17 protein-coding genes are annotated in these 19774 nt (G+C 66.9%); 10 read left to right on the top strand and 7 right to left on the bottom strand.

Annotated elements, in window-relative coordinates; genetic code table 11:
• Positions 1–23 precede the first annotated feature (23 nt).
• The 3 genes from thrS (at position 24) to C1A15_RS12040 (ending at position 3331) form a co-directional block, all read left to right on the top strand.
• Positions 24–1937, top strand: coding sequence for a threonine--tRNA ligase (thrS, locus tag C1A15_RS12050; RefSeq protein ID WP_101722800.1), 1914 nt, complete (start codon positions 24–26; stop codon positions 1935–1937).
• A 543-nt stretch (positions 1938–2480) separates the two neighbouring features.
• Complete coding sequence (locus tag C1A15_RS12045) at positions 2481–2798, top strand: PadR family transcriptional regulator (protein WP_101722799.1); 318 nt, start codon at positions 2481–2483, stop codon at positions 2796–2798.
• The gene (locus tag C1A15_RS12040) at positions 2795–3331 is read left to right on the top strand and encodes a DUF2812 domain-containing protein (RefSeq protein ID WP_101723785.1); all 537 of its coding nucleotides are present in this window, start codon (positions 2795–2797) and stop codon (positions 3329–3331) included. Before C1A15_RS12045 ends, C1A15_RS12040 begins: the two co-directional genes overlap by 4 nt.
• 2 nt (positions 3332–3333) lie before the next feature.
• On the opposite strand, the gene C1A15_RS12035 is transcribed toward C1A15_RS12040, so the two are convergent.
• Positions 3334–4161 carry a hypothetical protein gene (locus C1A15_RS12035; RefSeq protein WP_245865014.1) on the bottom strand — a complete coding sequence of 276 codons (828 nt, stop codon included), beginning with the start codon at positions 4159–4161 and terminating at the stop codon, positions 3334–3336.
• Between the two features lie 153 nt (positions 4162–4314).
• Here C1A15_RS12035 and C1A15_RS12030 point away from each other — a divergent pair, with 153 nt between their 5' ends.
• Complete coding sequence (locus C1A15_RS12030; protein WP_101722798.1) at positions 4315–4905, top strand: response regulator transcription factor; 591 nt, start codon at positions 4315–4317, stop codon at positions 4903–4905.
• Positions 4906–5336: 431 nt separating this feature from the next.
• Here the strand turns inward: C1A15_RS12030 and C1A15_RS12025 are convergent, their stop codons facing one another.
• Positions 5337–7007, bottom strand: coding sequence for a cation:proton antiporter (locus tag C1A15_RS12025; protein ID WP_101722797.1), 1671 nt, complete (start codon positions 7005–7007; stop codon positions 5337–5339).
• Positions 7008–7143: 136 nt separating this feature from the next.
• Here C1A15_RS12025 and C1A15_RS12020 point away from each other — a divergent pair, with 136 nt between their 5' ends.
• Both C1A15_RS12020 and C1A15_RS12015 read left to right on the top strand, forming a co-directional pair.
• Positions 7144–7467 carry a heavy metal-binding domain-containing protein gene (locus C1A15_RS12020; protein WP_101722796.1) on the top strand — a complete coding sequence of 108 codons (324 nt, stop codon included), beginning with the start codon at positions 7144–7146 and terminating at the stop codon, positions 7465–7467.
• A 13-nt stretch (positions 7468–7480) separates the two neighbouring features.
• Positions 7481–8389 carry an ion transporter gene (locus C1A15_RS12015; RefSeq protein WP_101722795.1) on the top strand — a complete coding sequence of 303 codons (909 nt, stop codon included), beginning with the start codon at positions 7481–7483 and terminating at the stop codon, positions 8387–8389.
• On the opposite strand, the gene C1A15_RS12010 is transcribed toward C1A15_RS12015, so the two are convergent.
• Positions 8386–9312 carry a patatin-like phospholipase family protein gene (locus C1A15_RS12010; RefSeq protein WP_101722794.1) on the bottom strand — a complete coding sequence of 309 codons (927 nt, stop codon included), beginning with the start codon at positions 9310–9312 and terminating at the stop codon, positions 8386–8388. The genes C1A15_RS12015 and C1A15_RS12010 overlap by 4 nt on opposite strands.
• Positions 9313–9597: 285 nt before the next feature.
• On the opposite strand from C1A15_RS12010, the gene trxA reads away from it, so the two are divergent.
• On the top strand, positions 9598–9906 hold the full coding sequence (trxA, locus tag C1A15_RS12005) for a thioredoxin (protein ID WP_101722793.1): 309 nt from the start codon (positions 9598–9600) through the stop codon (positions 9904–9906).
• 58 nt (positions 9907–9964) lie between these two features.
• Here the strand turns inward: trxA and C1A15_RS12000 are convergent, their stop codons facing one another.
• The 3 genes from C1A15_RS12000 to C1A15_RS11990 are packed head-to-tail and all read right to left on the bottom strand — an operon-like array spanning position 9965 to position 14345.
• A complete protein-coding gene (locus tag C1A15_RS12000) occupies positions 9965–12211 on the bottom strand; it encodes a bifunctional diguanylate cyclase/phosphodiesterase (RefSeq protein WP_101722792.1) in 2247 nt (748 codons plus the stop codon).
• On the bottom strand, positions 12208–13548 hold the full coding sequence (locus C1A15_RS11995) for an ABC transporter substrate-binding protein (protein ID WP_101722791.1): 1341 nt from the start codon (positions 13546–13548) through the stop codon (positions 12208–12210). The genes C1A15_RS12000 and C1A15_RS11995 overlap by 4 nt, the downstream gene beginning before the upstream one ends.
• 41 nt (positions 13549–13589) lie before the next feature.
• Complete coding sequence (locus C1A15_RS11990) at positions 13590–14345, bottom strand: MerR family transcriptional regulator (protein WP_101722790.1); 756 nt, start codon at positions 14343–14345, stop codon at positions 13590–13592.
• Between the two features lie 133 nt (positions 14346–14478).
• Between C1A15_RS11990 and C1A15_RS11985 the strand changes: the two genes are divergently transcribed.
• Positions 14479–15822 carry an MATE family efflux transporter gene (locus tag C1A15_RS11985; RefSeq protein ID WP_101722789.1) on the top strand — a complete coding sequence of 448 codons (1344 nt, stop codon included), beginning with the start codon at positions 14479–14481 and terminating at the stop codon, positions 15820–15822.
• 324 nt (positions 15823–16146) lie between these two features.
• Here the strand turns inward: C1A15_RS11985 and msrA are convergent, their stop codons facing one another.
• On the bottom strand, positions 16147–17379 hold the full coding sequence (msrA, locus tag C1A15_RS11980) for a peptide-methionine (S)-S-oxide reductase MsrA (RefSeq protein WP_245865013.1): 1233 nt from the start codon (positions 17377–17379) through the stop codon (positions 16147–16149).
• A 209-nt stretch (positions 17380–17588) separates the two neighbouring features.
• On the opposite strand from msrA, the gene trxB reads away from it, so the two are divergent.
• Positions 17589–18563 carry a thioredoxin-disulfide reductase gene (gene trxB, locus C1A15_RS11975; RefSeq protein ID WP_101722788.1) on the top strand — a complete coding sequence of 325 codons (975 nt, stop codon included), beginning with the start codon at positions 17589–17591 and terminating at the stop codon, positions 18561–18563.
• Positions 18564–18699: 136 nt separating this feature from the next.
• Positions 18700–19773 (top strand): peptide chain release factor 1, encoded by a 1074-nt coding sequence (gene prfA / locus C1A15_RS11970; protein ID WP_219618194.1) that lies wholly within the window; start codon positions 18700–18702, stop codon positions 19771–19773.
• Position 19774 lies beyond the last annotated feature (1 nt).

Below are 19774 nucleotides of genomic sequence, written 5' to 3'. Positions count from 1 at the left end.
CCCGGCACAGGAAAGGAATTGCTATGAACATCGTACTTCCCGACGGCTCGACCAAAGACGTGGCGGAAGGCGCCACCGTCGCCGACGTGGCAGCCGCCATCGGCGCGGGCTTGGCGAAGGCCGCGCTCGCCGGCATCGTGAACGACCAGCCGGTCGACCTCTCCGCTCCCGTGCAGGAGGGCGACGCGGTGGCCATCGTCACGGCCAAGAGCGACGAGGGCCTCGAGCTTCTGCGCCACTCCACGGCGCACGTCATGGCCGCCGCGCTCGTCGACCTCTACGGCGACGTGCAGTTCGGCGTGGGCCCTGCCATCGAGGACGGCTTCTACTACGACGTCAAGCTCGACTGCGCGCTGTCGCCTGACGACTTCGCCGCCATCGAGGCCCGCATGGCCGAGATCGTGAAGGCCGACGAGCCCTTCGAGCGCCGCGTGGTCACGCGCGCCGAGGCCGAGGAGATCTTCGCGAACCAGCCGTTCAAGCTGGAGCTCATCGCCGAGCTTCCCGAGGATGCGACCATCACCACGTACACCATCGGCAAGTTCACCGACCTGTGCCGCGGGCCGCACCTGCCCTCCACCGGCAAGCTGGGCGCGTACAAGCTGACCAAGCTGGCCGGCGCCTACTGGCGCGGCGACGCGGAGCGCGAGATGCTCACCCGCATTTACGGCACCGCGTTCTTCAAGAAGGCGGAGCTCGAGGAGCACCTGCACAACCTGGCCGAGGCCGAGAAGCGCGACCACCGCAAGCTCGGCCGCGAGCTGGGCATCTACATGATGGATCCCATGGCGGGCGTGGGCCTGCCCATGTACCTGCCGAAGGGCGCGCGCGTCATCCGCACCATGCAGGAGTGGCTGCGTCGCGACCTGTACGAGCGCGGCTACGAAGAGGTCATCACCCCGCACATCTACAACGCCGACGTGTGGAAGACTTCGGGGCACTACGGCTTCTACAAGGAGAACATGTACTTCTTCGAGATCAACGAGGGAGACGACGAGAACCCGCGCATGAGCGAGTACGGCGTGAAGCCCATGAACTGCCCGGGCCACGTCATGCTGTACAAGAACGAGCTGCACTCCTACCGCGACCTGCCGCTGCGCTACTTCGAGTTCGGCACGGTGTATCGCCACGAGATGTCGGGCGTGGTGCACGGCCTGCTGCGCGCCCGCGGCTTCACCCAGGACGACGCGCACGTGTTCTGCACGAAAGACCAGGTCGTCGACGAGGTGGTGGCTATCCTCGACCTCGTGGACCACATCATGTCCACCTTCGGCTTCCAGTACGAGGCCGAGATCTCCACGCGTCCCGAGAAGTCCATCGGCACCGATGAGATGTGGGACCATGCCACGAACTCGCTCAAGCAAGCCTGCGAGCGCCATGGCCTCGCTTACGAGATCAACGAAGGCGACGGCGCGTTCTACGGCCCGAAGATCGACATCAAGGTGAAGGACGCCATCGGTCGCACCTGGCAGTGCTCCACCGTGCAGGTCGACTTCAACATGCCCGAGCGCTTCGAGCTGACCTACCGCACCGAGGACAACACCGAGGAGCGCCCCTGGATGCTCCACCGCGCCATCTTCGGCTCCATCGAGCGCTTCCTGGGCATCCTCATCGAGCATTACGCCGGCGCGCTGCCGCTGTGGCTGGCTCCCGTGCAGGTGGCCGTGCTGCCGCTGGCCGACCGTCACAACGACGCGGCGGCGGAGCTGGCGAAGCAGCTCAAGGCTGCGGGCGGCCGCATCGAGGTGTACGACCAGAACGAGCCTATGCGCGTGAAGATCGCGAAGGCCCAGAGCCAGAAGATCCCGTACATGGTGGTGCTCGGCGACAAGGAGATCGCCAGCGGCACGGTCAGCGTGCGCGAACGCCACGAAGGCGATCTCGGCGCATGGCCGGTCGAGCAGCTGGTGGAGAAGATCCGCGAGGCGGCGCTGTAAGCTTCCCTGCGCAACAAGCTCGACGACGACCCCGGCCGACGGCGCCGGGGTCGTTTTTTTTGTCGGAATAAGCTCCGGCTGTGTGCGGGAGGCGCAGGCGGGGTATGCAGCAGGGGCCGTTCGCAAGCCCTTTCTCCCAAGCTCCAGCGTACCTGGAGCAGCCGCTTGACCCAGACGGCCCTCGATGCGACCGGGCGCATGTCGATGACGATCGGACACGCGAATCCGCTCAGGATAAGCAATTTTTTCGTTTTGCGTACGATTTGGCGTTTCGAAGCGTCCTTGGACGCCGATCCCGAAAGCGGTTTTCACGTTTCCGCAGGTCGCGTGATGCGCGTTCGACTGCTGCGGGGCAGCAAGTCCCCTTGAGCGTTCGCAAAACGAAAAAATTGCTTAGAACTCGACAATTCGCGTGCCGCTGTTAAACCGTCAGGTATTGAGCGCTTTCGGCTCGAGACGGATTCCCCCTTGCATACTATATCGGCTTCCGATATACTGACTATATCGGAAGCCGATATAGTTGCGATGGCGAGGAGGGGAACCATGGAGTCGATCGCACTGACCGAGGCGGTGTTCTACATCCTGCTGTCGCTCGACGAGCCGCTGCACGGCTACGGCATCATGCAGAATGCCGAGCGTCTGAGCCAGGGGCGCGTGCGCTTGGCGGCCGGCACCCTGTACGGCGCGCTTGACACGCTGCAGAAGCGACGCTGGATCGAGCCGGCACCCGGCGGGGGATCGGGGCGGAAGAAAGAGTACCGGTTGACGGAAGCCGGCCGCGATGCGGTGAAGGGCGAGCTCGAGCGGTTGCGCGAGCTGGTGAGAAACGGCGAGGAGATCGTGGGGAGGTGGCCGTCGTGAGGCGGGTGATGCATCGGCTGTTCTGGGCGTGGGATTTCGACCGCGAGGAGGAATGGCTCAACACGTGGGCCGCGCGCGGATGGGCGCTCGTCGACGTATGCGGGTTCCGCTACGTGTTCGAGGAGAGCGCGCCGGGGGAGTACGCGTACCGTCTCGAGCTGCTGGAACACACGGCGAACCACGCCGAAAGCCGCTGCTACCTGGACTTCTTGCACGACATGGGCATCGAGTGCGTCGGGTCGTACGGTCGTTGGGCGTACCTGCGCCGCAAGAGCGACGGCGCGTCCTTCGACCTGTTCTCGGACATCGACTCCAAGATCGCGCACCTGCGGCGCATCAACACGCTCGTGACGGCCGTGCTCGTCATATGCCTGGCGGGTGGCGCGAACTTGTTGCACATGCGCGACTATCCCATGGACGCGCTGCCGTTCGCCGTGCTCTGGGCGGTGGCGACGATCGCCGTTGCATGCGGGTTCGTTCGCATCGCGTGCAAGTCGGGCCGTCTGAAGCGCGAGCGCGCGGTGCGCGAGTAAGCTCAGCCCAGCCAGAGCCGATAGATGGTGGGCGGGTCGTAGTCGGACAGCGCGAGGCAGAAGCGGGACGGGTCGATGTCGTCGTAGGCCGACCGATCGCAAAACGTGTTCGCATACACGAGGTACGGTAGCGTGATGGCGCGCGTCTCGCCGGGTTGGAGGACGTTCCAATCGTCGGGGAGGGTGTTTTGGACGAGTCCGCGCTCGGAAGGGGCGCCGTACAGCTCGCCGAGCAGGTAACCGCCCGAATCGCCGCCTCCGCCGTTGTCGAGCATGTCGTTCGCCCCGTTGAAGTCTTCGCTCCACAGCTGCATGACCGGAAGATACTGCTCGTACTCCATGGTGTTCGTCATGGTGACGTCGACGAGCAGCACCTTGCATTCATGCTTGCGTGCTTCGGTGTATCCGGTCGTCAGGGCGTAGTGGGGATACCATTCGGCGAACGCGTCCAAGGTCACGGCCTTCATGCTTGCGGGGACGATCTCAATGCCGTCCGAATCGTAAAGGTAATCGAATTCGCTCAAATAGCGCTCGCGCTCCTCGTCGCTCCACGATGCGCGCTCTTCTTCGCTTACGCTGAACCATTTCCCCCGGGTCAGGCTCTTGGTTCGGAAGGTTTGCCCGAAGGGCGCGTCCACGATGCGCTCGGCCTCGTAGCTGCTTGCGCCGACGGCGCTGATCGACGCAGGGCGGGGTCCTTGATCCGCTTTCCGCGCTCGCGGCTCGCCGGGGGTGAATTGGAAGGCGAACCAGACGAGCGCGGCGGTGGCCGCCGCGATGCATGCGGCGCCGAGGGCCGCCCGTACGATCCTGCTGCGTGCTGCGCTCATAAGGCGCTCCCTTCTCCGTGGCTTTCAGTGTCCAACCTAGCATGACCTGCCGAATCTCGGCAATGATGAAGTTTTTCATCACCGGTTCTGCTTCGGCCTGCCGGGCAGGTTGCGCTATGCTTGATGCGAAACGAGGCGAGAAGGAGAAGCGCGATGGTGTCCTGGTCGACGGTAGCGGTGCTGGCGCTGGTCTGCGTCGAGTTCGCCGCGTTCTGCGCGGCGATCGCCCGCGCGTTCTTCCGCGCGCAGGCGGATCGTGCTGCGTATCGAACGGCGGGCGCATGCGCGGTCTGCTTCGGCGCGACCGTCGTCGGATCGCTCATGGCACGCGACGCGCAGAGCGTCGACGCGGCCGCCGTGTTCGCGGCCTGCGCGTGCCTCGCATCGTTCCCGCTGTGCCTGTTGCTCGAGCGACGCTGGCGCAACCGCGACATGGCCGCGGCCGTGGCCTACCTGCAGCTCCATCGGCCGGTTCCCCAGCCTGCGGAACCGGCCGCCGCGCCGGGGTTGGAATGGGGCACCGGCCTTGACGCCACCTGCGCCCGCCTCGCGCGCGCCTACGACCTGACCCGCCGCGAGGAGGACGTGCTGCGCCTGCTCATGGAGGGCCGAACGTTCGCCGAGGCCGCCGACGAGCTGGTGGTGTCGCTCAACACGGTGAAGAGCCACGTGCGCCGCATCTACGCGAAGATGGGCGTCGGCGGCAAAGCTGACCTGCTTGAGAAGGTGTCGTCCGCCACTTGACCGACCGGGGTGCGGAACGGGTGTCGGCGCGCGCTGGCGGCGATGAGCGCTTGGCTGCGGGGCGGTACGGTAAGAGATTCGCGATTTTTTCCCGATATTGTACCGAACAGCGGGGTCTTGTGCTTGAAACTCGCCTTCGGCTGCCCTGCGTCTGGCTTTTCCCGCCGTATCGGGCGGTTCTCCCGCTTTCGGATGGGGTTTCCGGGCCCTGCTCGTCCGATACGGTAAAATATCGAAAAATTTCTCCGATTCCATTACCGTACGCTAAGGAACGCCGTGACCTGTACCCCAAAATAGCTCGAAAGCGCTTCCTCGTGCCGAACCGCCCTCGATGCGCGGTCGCCACGCGCCTCGAGGGCGCCGACATGGCTGCATGCTTGCCGAGCGGTTCGCTCGAAGCGGGCGGCGAAGCCCGCTGAGCTGCAGCCGATCTAGCGGGCGCGCCCGTCTTGGCCGCCGCGCTCCCCGCGACGTTGCCGCGCGTCCTCGAACATCTGCTTGACGTCGTCTTCGCTCAAACCCATCCGCTCGGCCGCGCGTCCCATCTCGTCCATGCGGCGGCGATACTCGCGCACGACGTGCTCGGCCATGCGACGGCGCCGTTCCTCGCGGCGTTGCTGGACCTGGGGCAGCAACGGGCCGTCGCCGTCGGGATCGGCGTCGGGCGCCAGCTCGCGGCGCGCCATCTCCTGCGCGGCCAGGTCGAGCGCCTCGTCGATGGCGCGCTTGCGCGCCGACCTCCGCTGCAGCAGCGCGGCGCGGTCCTGCCAGTCCATGTCGCTCGCATCGCGTCCCTCGCGACGCGCCGCGAGCCGCTCGAGCGCCTCCTTGCGCGCCAGCATGCGCTCCAGCTCCCAGTGCTCGCGCAGGATGTCGCCGATGTCGCGCGGGTTGCGGCTGATCTCCTTCACGGCCTCGATGGGCTTGGCGTCGGCCACGCGGTAGGTGAGCATGCCCAAAAGCGGCATGAGGAACACCGTGATGGCGCCCGCGGCCACCAGCACGCTGGCCGTTTCCTGCGACATGGCGTTCGCGCTCACGGCCACCGAGGTCACCGCCACGATGATGGGCAGCGCCGTGGTGCAGTAGAGCGCGATGGTCAGGCGGTTGTGCGTGGAGATGTCGCGCGTGTCCTTGCCGGTGGACAGCGCGACGAAGATGGGCACCGCGCGGATGAGCAGCAGCATGAGGATGAACCCGATGAGCAGCGCCGGCTGCTGGAACACGGCCATGAGGTCGATCTTCGCCCCCGACACCACGAAGAAGATGGGGATGAGGAATCCGTACGCCACGCCGTCGAGCTTCTTTTCCAGGCCGTGATCGCCTTCGGGGATGATGTAGCGCAGCACGAAGCCGGCGGCGAACGCGCCCAGCACGATGTCGAGGTCGAACGCGGCCGACAGCGCCACGAGGCCCACGAGCAGCAGCACGACCATGCGCATCATGGTCTGCGACGTGCCCTCGGCGTTCGCGGTGAGGAAGTGGAACAGCTTGTGGCCCGCCTTCTTCGCCTTCGCGGGCACCACGGCGACGACGACGGATATGGCCACGAACGCCAGCAGGATGAGGACCGTCTTCCATTCGGCGCGCGACGACAGCAGCACGGCCATGGCCAGCACGGGGCACAACTCGCCCCAGGTGCCGTACGCCAGGATGGACTCGCCCACGCGCGTGCCGTTGAGCTCGCGCTCCTTGAGGATGGGCATGAGGGTGCCGAGCGCCGTGGTGGTCAGCGCGATGGCCACGGCGATGCCGTCGATGTGGCTGACGGAGAAGAACGGCGTGGCTCGCACGACGAGAAAGGCCAGCACGATGGAGACGCCCCAGGTGAGCAGTCCGCGCTTGCCCTGGCCGCCCGTCAGGCTCTTGGGGTTGATCTCGTAGCCGGCCAGCAGGAACAGGAAGGCAAGCCCCAGATCGGACAGCAGGCCCACCGAATCGGTGAGCACGACGGCGCCCGCCAGGTGGGGCCCCAGCAGCGCGCCGGCGATGAGCAGGAACACCGTTTCGGGCACGAGCTTGTTGGGTATGAGCTTGGCGACGATCGGGCATGCCGCCGCGACGAGCGCGATGATGGCGAGCGAAATGAGGTCGACGGTCATGGGGGAGCCTTTCGTGCATATTTAGCATAGGTGCAGGTAAACGTTACTATTGTACACCTTCGTCCCCGTGCGGGTCGTGGTATGCTAGGCGACACGCAATGCGCATCGGCTCAACCGTTCGTTGAAAGGAACGATCATGATCGTGACCACCACCCCCTCCGTCGAAGGATACCGCGTCACCGGCTACTACGGCATCGTGTTCGGCGAAGTCATCACCGGCATCAACTTCCTGCGCGACTTCGGCGCGGGCATCCGCAACATCGTGGGCGGCCGCAGCGAAGGCTACGAGCAGGAGCTTCTGGAGGCGCGCACCGAGGCGCTGCACGAGCTCGAGCAGCGCGCGGCCTCCATGGGCGCGCACGCCGTGGTGGGCGTGGACATGGATTACGAGGTGCTCGGGCAGGGCAACATGCTCATGGTGACCGCCTCCGGCACCGCCGTGACCCTCGAGCAGGCGTAAGGGAGCCGACGCGATGGGCGCGGCGAAGCGGGGGGTGGACGGCCCGGGCGATGCCCGGCGCGCGGGCGGCGCGATGGGCGCATCCCGTCGCGCGCCCTCGCCGTTCAAGCGGCAGACGTACTTCGCGCTCGAGGACGTGCGGCGCGGAAACGCCGTGGCGCGCTTCGTCGGCATCGCGCTGTTCGTGCTCATCGTGGCGAACGCGGCGCTCGTGTTCGCCGAGACGCACCCCGGCATCCCCGCCGGGGTGTCGGCGGTCTTCCTCGTGTTCGGCCTCGCGTCGAGCGCGTGCTTCGCATTGGAGTACGCGGCGCGCCTGTGGACCGCCGACCTCGTGCATCCCGACCTGAGCCCGGCGCGAGCCCGCGCCCGCTACGCGCTGTCGCCGATGGGGATCATCGACCTTCTGGCCTTCGCCCCCGGTCTGCTCGTGCTGTTCGTGCCCGTGTCGGCGTCCATGCTCAACGCGGCGCGCATCATCAGGCTCGTGCGCCTCATCAAGCTGTCGCGCTACATGCGCGGCCTGCACTCCATCGCGCGCGTGTTCCATAAGCGCCGTCAGGAGATCGTCGCGGCGTTCATGGTGCTGGCCCTGCTCACCGTCACCGCCAGCGTGCTCATGTACGAGATCGAGCATCCCGTGCAGCCCGACAAGTTCGACAGCGTGTTTACGGGCATGTACTGGGCTATGACCACGATCACCACCACGGGGTACGGCGATCTCGTCCCCGTCACGGCGGCGGGGCGCCTCGTCGGGTTCTGCACGATGGTGCTGTCCATCGGCGTGGTGGCCATCCCCGCCGGCATCTTCTCGGCCGGCTTCGTGTCCGAGTTCCGCGCGCAGGACGCGCGCGACCGCCGGCGCGCCCGTTGCGACGGGGCCGACGACCCTTCCGACGACCCCCGTCGAGAGGAGCGCTAAGCCTCCAGGTACGCCTGGAGGGCGGGCCAGGTGCGCGCCGCTTCGGCGTAGCCTTGCTCGTAGAGCGCGAACAGCTTGTCGGCGTCGCGCTCCATGCTGCCCACGGTGACCGGCTCGGGCGGCCTGATGAGGAACAGCTGGCCGGCGTCGTGCATGCGCGGCAGCGCGCGATAGATGCGGTTGTAATCGTAGTGGCGGTGCTGCAGGCGCTCGATGTAGTGGGGGTACAGGGCGTAGCGCTGGCGCAGGATGGCCATGAGCTTGTTCGGCCCCTTCACGTAGTCGGCTGCCTGGGTGAGCACGACGATGTGCTTCTCGGCTCCCGTCAGCATCGAGTACACGATGGGCACGCTGTCGCAGGTGCCGCCGTCGAGCAAAAGCTTGCCGTCCACGTCCACGATCTGGCTGACGAGCGGCATGGACGACGAGGCGATGAGGTAGGGCAGGTCGGCGACGGAGTCGGCGAAGGGATGGTAGTCGGCCTCGCCGGTGACGAGATCGCTCGACACGGCCACCAGCTGCATGGGCGACTCGTCGAAGCCCGCGTAGTCGAACGGCTCCAGGCGGTTGGGCACCTCGTCGAAGGCGAACTCGCGCCCGCATGCGTTGCCCGTGCGCACGAAGCTCTTCATGGACAGGTAGCGCCAGTCGTCGCAGTACTTCGTGTTGAGGTAGCAGGTGCGCCCGTCTTCGCCGGCCACGTAATTGTAGCCGCACAGCGCGCCCGCCGACACGCCGATGACGCGCTCGCAGAACAGCTTCTGGTCCATGAAGAAGTCGAGCACCCCGGCGGTGAACTGGCCGCGCATGGCGCCGCCTTCCAGCACGAGGTTCGCTGGCGTCGTGCCGTGGCCGCGCCATGCGGGCGTGTGGGCGGGACGTGCGTCCGAAGGGGAGGAGGCGTGCTCGGTCGATGCGCTCATGCGGAGGTTCCTTTCTATGCGTCGCCCACGATTATATCGCAGCGCGACCGCGCGTCGCGGGCTCGCGGGTGACCGTCGCGTAACAAGGCCGCCGTCTGTGGAGCAACCGTGGAGGAAACCGCATGCGACGACCGTTTGCCGAGCGAAATTGTCGGGAATATTGAGATTTATGGTCTGAACCGTAACAATTTGATGCACAGTTGAGCAAACGCGTTTACAATACGATGCGAACAAGAACCGCCGCGGGTGAGGGATGCGCGCGGCCCCTACAAAGGAGGCTTTAACATGAGCGAGGTCGTTTCTTCTTCTGAATTCCAGTCCAAGGTGCTCGACGCGCAGGGTCCCGTGCTCGTCGACTTCTTCGCCACGTGGTGCGGCCCGTGCAAGATGCTCGCCCCCACGCTCGACGAGGTCGCGACCGAGACGGCCGGCAAGGCCGCCGTGTACAAGCTCGACATCGACCAGAGCCCCGACATCGCGCAGCGCTACGGCGTGATGAGCGTGCCCACGCTCATGGTGTTCGAGAACGGCCAAGTGAAGAACCAGGCTGTCGGCGTGCAGCCGAAGCAGAACATCCTGTCGATGATCGGCTAGCCCCGCAGCGAACCGAACGTGCGACGAGCAAGCCCCGGCCTGGTGCCGGGGCTTTTCGCTATCCTTCGCCGAGCAGGCGGTTGAAGTCGTCCAACGGGACGGGCCGTGAGAACACGAAGCCTTGGATCATGTCGCACGAGGTGGTCTTGATGAACGCGAGCTGCTCCTGGGTTTCCACGCCCTCCATGACCGTCTTCATATCGAGCTTTCCCGCCATGTCGATGACCGTGCGCACGATGACCTCCTCCTTTTCGGAGTGGTCGCGCTCGAACAGGAACGCGCGGTCGAGCTTGAGCTCGTCGGCGGGCAGCTCCTTCAGCGCGTTGAGCGACGACTGGCCCGAGCCGAAGTCGTCGATGGAGCAACGAAAGCCCGCCTGGCGCAGCTCGTCGATGATGGCGACGGCGGCGTCGAGGTCCTCGAGCACCATGCTCTCGGTCAGCTCGAGCTCGGCCAGCTCGTCGGGGATGCGGTACGCGTTCTTGATGCGCACGTAGGTGGGCACGAACGAGCTGCGGTGCAGGTGCACCCGCGACACGTTCACCGACACGGGCACGACGGGAAGCCCCGCGTCGAGGCGCTCGCGCTGCGCCTGGCACACGCGCTCGAACATGTACTCGTCGATGCGCACGATGAACCCGTTCTGCTCGAACAGGGGGACGAACTCGGCGGGGCTCACGATGCCCTCGCCGGGACGGTTCCACCGCACGAGCGCCTCGCCGCCCAGCACGCGCGTGCCGTCGACGTTGAACTTCGGCTGGATGAGCGGGAAGAACTCGCCGTTTGCAAGGGCGGCCTCCATCGTGCGCTCGAGATCGGCTCGGCGCAGCATGTCGTCGCGCATGGACGCGCTGAACAGGCAGACGTTCGTGCCCGCGCGGCGGCCTTCGGTCTTGGCGATGCGGGCGCGGTCGGTGAGCTCGGTGACCGAGGTGACGTCGGGAGCGTCCTCCGAGCAGCAGATGCCGACATGCAGGGCGAGGGGCTTGCCCGCCGCGACGATGCCGCGGGCGGTCTCGACGATGCGTTCGCAGCGCTGCGCCGCGTCGTCGCGCGACGCGTACGGGAACATGAGCAGGAAGTGGTCGGCCGTCGAGCGGCAGGCGATGCCGTCGGCGCACGCGTTTCGCAGGATGGCGCTCAGCTCGCGCAGCACCTCGTCTCCGCGCTGGTAGCCGTCGAGGTCGTTCACCAGCTTGAAATCCACGATGTTGAGGTAGGCCACGGCCACCCCTTCTGCGTCGGCGCCGCGGCGCTGCGCGCGCTCGCGCGCCCCTTGCAGCAGGCGGGAGCCGTCCAGCTCGAACTTGGCGCTGCTCGCGAGCCCCGTCAGCTGGTCGAAGTAGGCCAGCTGCTCGATCTGCTTGCGGTGCGCGCTGCTCGAGCGCCAGTACACGACGAGGATGACGAGCAGCCCCACGATGATGACCGCGCACAGCGCGAACGTGGCCTGCAGCACGACGTTCGCCTGTTCCATGAGCACGTCGTTGGGAATGACGGACACGAGGTCCCAGCCGTCGGTGCTTGCGAGCGGGGTGAAGCAGAACACGTACTCGCTGTCGAGGTACGTGAACTTCGCCACGCCCTGGCGGTTTTCCTCGAGCGCCCCGCGGAACGTCGCGATCGCCGATGCATCGTTGCCTTCGTGGTCGACGAGGTCGTATATGTTCGCGATGGTGCGGTTGCTGTTGCGATGCGACGAGCGGATGACGATGTCGCCCTCCTGGTCGACCACGTAGGCGAACCCGGCGTTCTCGTAGAACGACAGCGCGTAGCGGTCGGCCACGTCCTGCAGCGGGCGCGCCTTGCGCACGAGCCCGGGGGTGCCGTCTGCGAACGTGATCTTCTCGTACACTCCCACCATGTTGACCCCGGTCGCCTCGTCGAGGAACGGGCTGATGACGTTGCGGTCGCTATGCTGGCCGATCTCGGCGATCTGCTCGTCGGTGATGAACGTCTCGCGGTCTGCGGTGCTCGAGCGCACGACCCGGCCGGTGTCGAGGTTCACGCACAAATACGTGGCGCCTTCGTCGTTGTGGTCGAACAGCGCCACCTTCTCGTCGATACGCGCGAGGTCGTCGGAGCTTTGGCTTTCCAGCTCGTCGGCGAACAGGTCGAGCGTGTCGAGGTCCTTCTCGAAGAACGTGTCGAGGGCGTTCTGGCCCTGCACGGTTACCTCGAGCGCGTCGGTGACCGACTGCTTCCACAGCGAGTCGTACACGAAGGACGAGAACAGCCCCGACCCAGCTACGATGAGCAACCCGACGGCGAGGGTGAGCGCGGTGATCCGCGCGCGGCCCTTCATGCGGCACGCCCTTCCTTCGCGGCCTTCAGCAGGCCGAGCAGCTGCTCTTCCGCTTCCGCCGCGCTCGCGCCTTCGAGCATGGACATGATGCATGTCCGCACGTCTTCCCAGATGGGGTAGTGCAGATTGTCATCCGAGCCGATGATGGTCCTCCCGTCGGCGAAGGCGCGGGCCAGCGGCTCGAGCGCCTCGTCGTCGGGCGCGGCATTGCCTTCGAGCGGGCTGAACGAGCATTGGCTGTTCGCGAAACGCTCCACCGCGGCGGGCTGCGTGAGGAACGCGACGAACTCCTTGGCTTCGGCCAGGTGCGGGCTGCGCGCGTTGACGCTGACGCGGGTGTCGACGTTCACGACGAGCGCCGGCCGGTCGTCGAGCGCGGGCAGCGGGTGCACCTCGTAGGAGAGCTCGGGCGCGCGATCGTGCATGCGGGCCGAGGCCCAGGCGCCCGTCAGCATGAAGGGGGAGGCGCCGGCGGCGAACTGTTCCAGGTCGTCGGAGGTCTTCTCGGTTCCGCGGGCCAGCTCGGCGTCCACGAAACCGCGCGAGACGAGCTCTTCGACGGCGTCGAACCCCGTGCGCAGCTGGGCGGCGAGCGCGGGAGCATTCTCGTCGAAAGCGGCGATGGCGCTGGCCGCGTCGTCTTCGGCGTACGCGCTTGCAAGGCCGCGGGCGATGGCGAACGTTTTGAGCGAGATGTCGTTGTTCGCCACGATGGGGAGGATGCCCTCGTCGGCGAACGTCGCGCACGCGTCCAAAAACGCGTCGAACGTCGTCGGCACGGCGATGCCGCGCGCCTCGAGCAGCTCCATGTTGCAGTACAGGCCGAACGCCGAGATCGACGTGGGCGCATAGGTGGGAGCGCCGTCCGCGCGCATCTGTCCGAGCGCGAAGGCGCTGAACGACGTCAGCGTGGGGAGGTCGGAGAGGTCGGCCAGGTAGCCGGTTTCGGAGAACGCGAGCGTGGTGTCGTGATCGACCATGAACACGTCGTCGCCGTTGCCCGAGGCGAGCCGCTTGCCGAGCGCTTCGAAGTACGGGCGGCTCTTGATGCCCTCGTACATGATGGAGACGCGGCGATGCTCGTCCATGTACTGGCGCATGATGACCTCGATGGCCTCCACGTTGAGGGGTTCGTACTTGAAGCCGAAGAAGGTGAGGCTCACGTCGGCGTCCGCCTCGTCGACGTCGTCGATGATGATGGGCGCGTTCGACGAGCAGCCGAGCAGGCTGGACGCGCATCCGAGCGCAAGCGTGCAGCCGCCGAGTGCGAGAAATGCTCTTCGAGTGAGCTGCGATGTCGATTCGTCAGCCGAGGGGTCTCCTTCGTAGAGGTCCAACCGCACATTATAATAGCGGAAAACAGGCTTTTGATCACGCTCTATTTTCCCACCACCCAGGCTCGGTGATAATCCCAGCGCCCCGTGTCGTCCGATGCCGTGAGCAGGTAGCTGCCCACCACCGCGTACGGTTCGATGCCTTGGCGCGCCGCTTCGGCGAACAGCGCGGGGGCGTTGCTGCCGAGCGCCGTGGGCGACACTTTGAGCAGGCATTCCCGGCACGCGGCCTCGTCGTGCGCGTCGGTGCGCCGCCATAGCACGGCGCCTTCGCCCGCCTGCGCCTCCACCACCGATTCGCGCACTTCGTGCGGGTCGCTCGCGAACACGAGCACGCCGTAGCGCCACGGCTCCTCGACGAGCAGCTTCCAGGGCGCGGTTGCTTCGTAGTCGATGGCGCTCAGGCTGCGGATGGCGGGGGCGCCCGGGCGCATGCCGGCGCGCTCGAGCTCGCCGGCGGCCGCATTGAGCGCGCGCTGGCGGGCGAGGCGGTCGCGCGTGGCCTCGAGCTCGGCGATGCGCCGCTCCACGTCGTCCTCGGTGCGGGCGAGCGCCTCGTCCAAGCCGCGCGCCGACAGCGCCCGGTAGCCCCGCAGCTCCTTCACCGGCACGCCCAGCTCGCGGTAGAACGCGATCTCGCTCGCCTCGATGAGGTCGTGCAGCGAGTATCGACGGTAGCCGTTGGCCGCGTCGCGCCCTGCCTGCACGAGCCCCGCGCTTTCCCAATAGCGCAGCGTCGAGGCGGCGATCCCCAGATAGCGGGCCGCATCCTTGATGTCGTAGAGGCGTGGCGTTCCCATGGGCGCGCTCCTTCGCGATCGTCTGAAGATTCGGCGAATCCTGTGAAATGCGGGCTTTACCTTCAAGTAGCTTTAAGGTTTAGAGTACCATGCGGAAAAAATCTCAGCAAATCGCATAGCGGAGTGACGCAACATGATTACCAGAGGCATGCTCAAAGAGTATTTGAAGTACATCATCCCGACGATGATCACGTTCACCTTGGGCGGCGTGTACAGCATCATCGACGGCGTGTTCGTGGGGCACGCGGTGGGCGACGCGGGCTTGGCCGGCATCAACGTGGCCTTCCCGCTCGTGGCGTTCATCATGGCCGTGGGCACGGGCATCGGCATGGGCGGCGGCGTGATCTCGTCCATCGCGCGCGGGGCGGGAAACGAGCCGAAGGCCCGGCGCGCCATGGGCACGACGCTCACGATGCTCGCGATCGCCGCCGTGCCCATCATGGCGCTGCTGTTCGCGTTCGCCGAGCCGATCTGCAGGTTGCTGGGCGGCCAGGGGGAGACGCTCGCGCAAGCCGTGGCGTACACGAGCGTGATCGCCTGGGGCGTGCCGTTCCAGATTCTTGTGACCGGCTGCACGCCGCTCATCCGAAACCAGGGCAAGGTCGCTTACGCGATGACCGTGCAGGTGCTCGCGGGCCTCATGAACGTGGCGCTCGACTACGTGTTCGTCATCCTGCTGGGCATGGGCACGGCGGGCGCGGCCGAGGCCACCGTCATCTCGCAGGCGTCGTCGTTCGTGCTGGTGCTGGGCTTCTTCCTCGCGAAGAGGAACCGCATCGCCTGGTCGGACCTGCGTCCCGACCGCCGCATCGCGCTCCATGCGCTCAGGCTGGGGCTCGCGCCGTTCGGCCTGACCATCCTGCCCGAGGCCACGGTGGTGGCCATCAACGTGAACCTGTCGATGTACGGCGGCGAGCAGGCGCTGGCAGCCTACGCGGTGGTGTCCTACACCGCCTGCGTCATCCAGATGCTCATCCAGGGCGTCGGCGACGGCTCGCAGCCGCTCATCTCCAAGCACTACGGAGCGGGCGACGCCGACGGCGTGCGGCGCTTCCGCAACACGAACTACCTGATCACTATCAGCCTGGGCGTGCTGGGGCTCGCGGCCATGTACCTGCTGCGGAACCAGGTGCCGCTGCTGTTCGGCGCGTCGGCCGAGACGGCCGGGCTCATCGCCTACGCGCTGCCCATCTTCTCCACCACGTACGTGTTCTACGGGTTCACCCATGCGTCCACCTCGTACTTCTACGCGGTGGACGATGCGAAGGCTTCGAGCGCCATCGTGTACGGCGAGGCGCTGCTCGTCGTACTCGTCGTGTTCGGCGCAGCGTATCTGTTCGGGCTCGACGGCATCTGGCTGTCGGTGACCATCGTGCAGATGGTGCTGTCGGCGGCGGCGGGCGCGTTGCTGCACTACCGGCATCGGACGCGCCGCGCGGAGGGCGCGTTGGAGCCCGCGGCGGGCGAGGCCTGCTAGCGGCGCGGGCCACGAAGGCTCTTGTCGGGGCGCGGTATCGTGCGGTGCGGCGACGCGGCGGTGCGACGACGCGCCACGACGGCGCCGCCATGACGGTGCCGCCGCAAAATCCGGCAAGTTCGGGACGATATGGCTATCCTTACGCGAGGATAGCGAAGCGAATCGAGTGCGCGACCTGGGGATATGCAAACGTTAGGACGTTTGGGGGATATGCCCGCCCCGAAATCGCTCGCATATCGGCTCGAACTTGCCAGGTTTCGCCGATGGGATCGCAGCTGCCGCTGGCGACCCCCGCACTCCGCATGCCGTGCCCCGCAATCGCGCTCAGCGAGCGCGGGAGAGCTCCTGCTCGACGAGCGGCTTGAGGTAGCCGTAGCCCTCCTCGTCCATGTGGGAGTACGGCACGAAGCGCAGGGCCGCGCTATTGATACAGTAGCGCAGGCCGCCCGCCTCGGCGGGACCGTCGGTGAACACGTGGCCGAGGTGCGCGTCGCCTGCGCGGCTGCGGACTTCCGTGCGGTAGGTGCCCAAGGAGCGGTCGAGGTGCTCGGTGACCACGTCGCGCGCGATGGGGCGCGAGAACGCGGGCCAGCCGCATCCCGCGTCGAACTTGTCCGCCGAGGCGAACAGCGGCTCGCCGCTGGTCACGTCCACGTAGATGCCGGGATCGAACGTGCGGTCGTAGACGTTTCGAAACGGCGGCTCGGTGGCGTTCATCCGCGTCACGCGATACTGGTCGGCCGTCAAGGAGCGGCGCAGCTCGTCGTCGGAGGGGGCGGCGTAGCCGGCTTCCCGGATCAGCGCGTCCACATCGGCGCCGCCGCTGGCCGGGGCATCCGCGTCGTCGCTTCCGCCGTGCGGGCGGTCCGCGCGCATCGACACCGAAGGCGTGGGGATGTCCTCGCGCTCCACGAGGCGCGTCGGGGCGTCTTCGTGCGGGGCGCTCGGCTCGCACAGCCCGTCCACCTGGACGCACGGCCGGCCCTCCACGAGCCCCATGCGCTCGGCGAACGCGTCGGCGTCGCGGACGTTGATGTGGCAGTAGCCGCCCGGATTCTTGTCGAGGTAGTTCTGGTGGTACTCTTCGGCGGGGTAGAAGCCGTCGAGCGGTTCGACCTCGGTGACGATGGGGCTCGTGTAGCGCGCCTGCTGGCGCAGCAGCGACGCCTCGATGGCGGGCAGGTCGGCTTCGTCGGTCCAGTAGATGCCCGACCGGTACTGCGTGCCGCGGTCATTGCCCTGGCGGTCGAGCGTCGTCGGGTCGATGGCCTCGAAGAACGCGTCGAGCAGCACGTCGGTGGGAAGGACGCGCGGGTCGTAGGTCACGGCCACGGTCTCGGCGTGCCCCGTGTTCCAGCGGCATACGTCGTGGTAGCTGGGGTTCTCGGTGGAGCCGTTCGCGTATCCCACCACGGTGCCGCGCACGCCCGGCAGCCGCTTCAGGTAGGCTTCGAGCCCCCAGAAGCATCCCCCGGCCAGGTACAGGGTGCGCGTGGGGGCGGCGCCCCCTTCGGTCGAGGGAGCCTCGTCGGTGTGAGCGGTGTTCGTGTGATGCATTGCCCGGTCCTTTCGCTAGCGATCGCATCCATGGTAGTGCGGGGGCCGCGGATGCGGGGGCGGACGTGCGAATCCGTCACGCACGCGTTGCCGGCCCCTGCCCATTCCTGCTGTTTTAGCGCATATTGGTGCCAAGTTTGTGACATTTAAGCGACGTACCTTATACTGGCACTCAGAAAACACGATTACCCGCGAACCAGGAGGCATGCATGACCGAGGAAACCGTGAGAAACGAAACGTCCGCCGCGTGCAAGACGGCAACGACCGACGACGTCATCGACGTCGCCGTCATCGGCGCCGGCCCGGCCGGGCTCACGGCGGGGCTCTACGCCGCGCGCGCCGGTCTGAACGCCGTGCTGTTCGAGCGCATCGCGCCGGGCGGGCAGCTGGCCCAGACCGAGCACATGGAGAACTACCCGGGCTTCCCCGAGGGCGCCAACGGCTTCGAGCTGGCCTTCGCCATGAAGCAGCAGGCCGATCGCTTCGGCGTGAACAACGTGGGCGAAGAGGTGGTGTCGGTGGACTTCACCCAGAACCCGAAGGTGCTGACGACGGCGTTCAACGAGTACCGCGCCAAGAGCGTGATCATCGCCACGGGCGCGCGCCCGCGCAAGCTGGGGCTCGAGCTCGAGGAGGACCTGCAGGGCCGCGGCGTGTCGTACTGCGCCACGTGCGACGGCAACTTCTTCCGCGACAAGGAGGTCATGGTGGTGGGCGGCGGCAACACGGCCGCCGGCGATGCCATCTACCTGTCGCGCATCTGCAAGAAGGTGTACCTCGTGCACCGTCGCGACAAGCTGCGCGCCACCGCCATCTACCACAAGCGCCTCGAGGACCTGCCGAACGTCGAGTTCGTCTGGAACGCCGTGCCCCGCAAACTCGTGGCCGACGAAGGCAAGCTGGCCGGCGTGCGCCTCGAGATGCTCGAGACGGGCGAGGAGCGCGACGTGGCCGTGGACGGCCTGTTCGTGGCCGTGGGCACCGAGCCGAACACCGAGTTTCTGGGCGGCGCGCTGCAGCTCGACGAGACGGGCTACATCGTGGCCGACGAATCGTGCACGACCGAGGTGCCCGGCGTGTACGCGGCCGGCGACGTGCGCACGAAGTTCCTGCACCAGGTAGTGACCGCCGTGTCCGACGGCGCCGTCTGCTCCGAGGAGGCCGCCGAGTTCCTGGCGATCTAGGAGGAGGTGCGCAATGCGCGCCGATCTGCTATCATAAACCGGTTAACAGCACGAGCGCTCGCTCCGCATGCTCGGGGCGGGCGCTCTCCGCGCGCGGGGGCGCGTTCGACAACCACGTCACGAAGGACAGCACAGGATGCAAGATACCGATATGCGCGAGAAGCTGCTCAAGATCATCGAAGCCTACGAGGACGTGCAGGCGAAGATGGGCGATCCGGCCGTTCTCGCCGATCAGAAGGAGTACAACCGCCTGGCCAAGGAGTACGCCAACCAGGGACCGCTCGCCAAGAAGGCGCGCGAGTACGTGCAGGCCGCCGACGACCTGGCCGCCGCACGCGAGATGCTGGCCGACTCCGACATGCGCGAGTTCGCCCAGGAGGAGATCGCCGAGATCGAAGGGCAGCTGCCGGCGCTCGAAGAGGACATCAAGTTCATGCTCATCCCGGCCGACCCGGCCGATGACAAGGACATCATCGTGGAGATCCGCGCGGCCGCAGGCGGCGACGAGGCGGCCATCTTCGCGGGCGACCTGTACAAGATGTACGAGCGGTTCGCGGCGGCGCAGGGCTGGAAGACCGAGACGATGGACATGTCGCCCTCCGAGGCCGGCGGCTTCAAGGAAGTCCAGTTCAAGGTCAAGGGCGACCACGTGTACTCGGTCATGAAGTTCGAGAGCGGCGTCCATCGCGTGCAGCGCGTCCCGAAGACCGAGAGCCAGGGCCGCATCCACACGTCCACGGCGACGGTGGCCGTGCTGCCCGAAGCCGACGAGGTGGAGATCGACATCAACGACAACGACCTGCGCATCGACGTGTACCGCGCCGGCGGCCCGGGCGGCCAGTGCGTGAACACCACCGACTCGGCCGTGCGCATCACGCACCTGCCGAGCGGTCTGGTGGTGCAGTCGCAGGACCAGAAGTCGCAGCTGCAGAACAAGATCGCGGCCATGGTCGTGCTGCGCGCGCGCCTGTACGAGAAGATGCTGGCCGAGCAGCAGGCCGCCGAGGGCGCCAAGCGCCTCGCGCAGATCGGCTCGGGCGACCGCAGCGAGAAGATCCGCACGTACAACGGCCCGCAGGACCGCGTGACCGACCACCGCATCGGCTACAACGGCACGTACAACGGCGTGCTGCTGGGCGACGGCCTGGGCGACGTGATCACCGCGCTGCAGGCGGCCGACCGCGCGCAGAAGCTCGAGCAGGCCGTCTAGC

The sequence above is a fragment of the Eggerthella timonensis genome (assembly GCF_900184265.1).
GTDB classification, from domain to species: Bacteria; Actinomycetota; Coriobacteriia; order Coriobacteriales; family Eggerthellaceae; genus Eggerthella; species Eggerthella timonensis.
The sequence above is the reverse complement of the archived record's forward strand: the minus strand, read 5'-3'. Positions and strand labels throughout refer to the sequence as shown.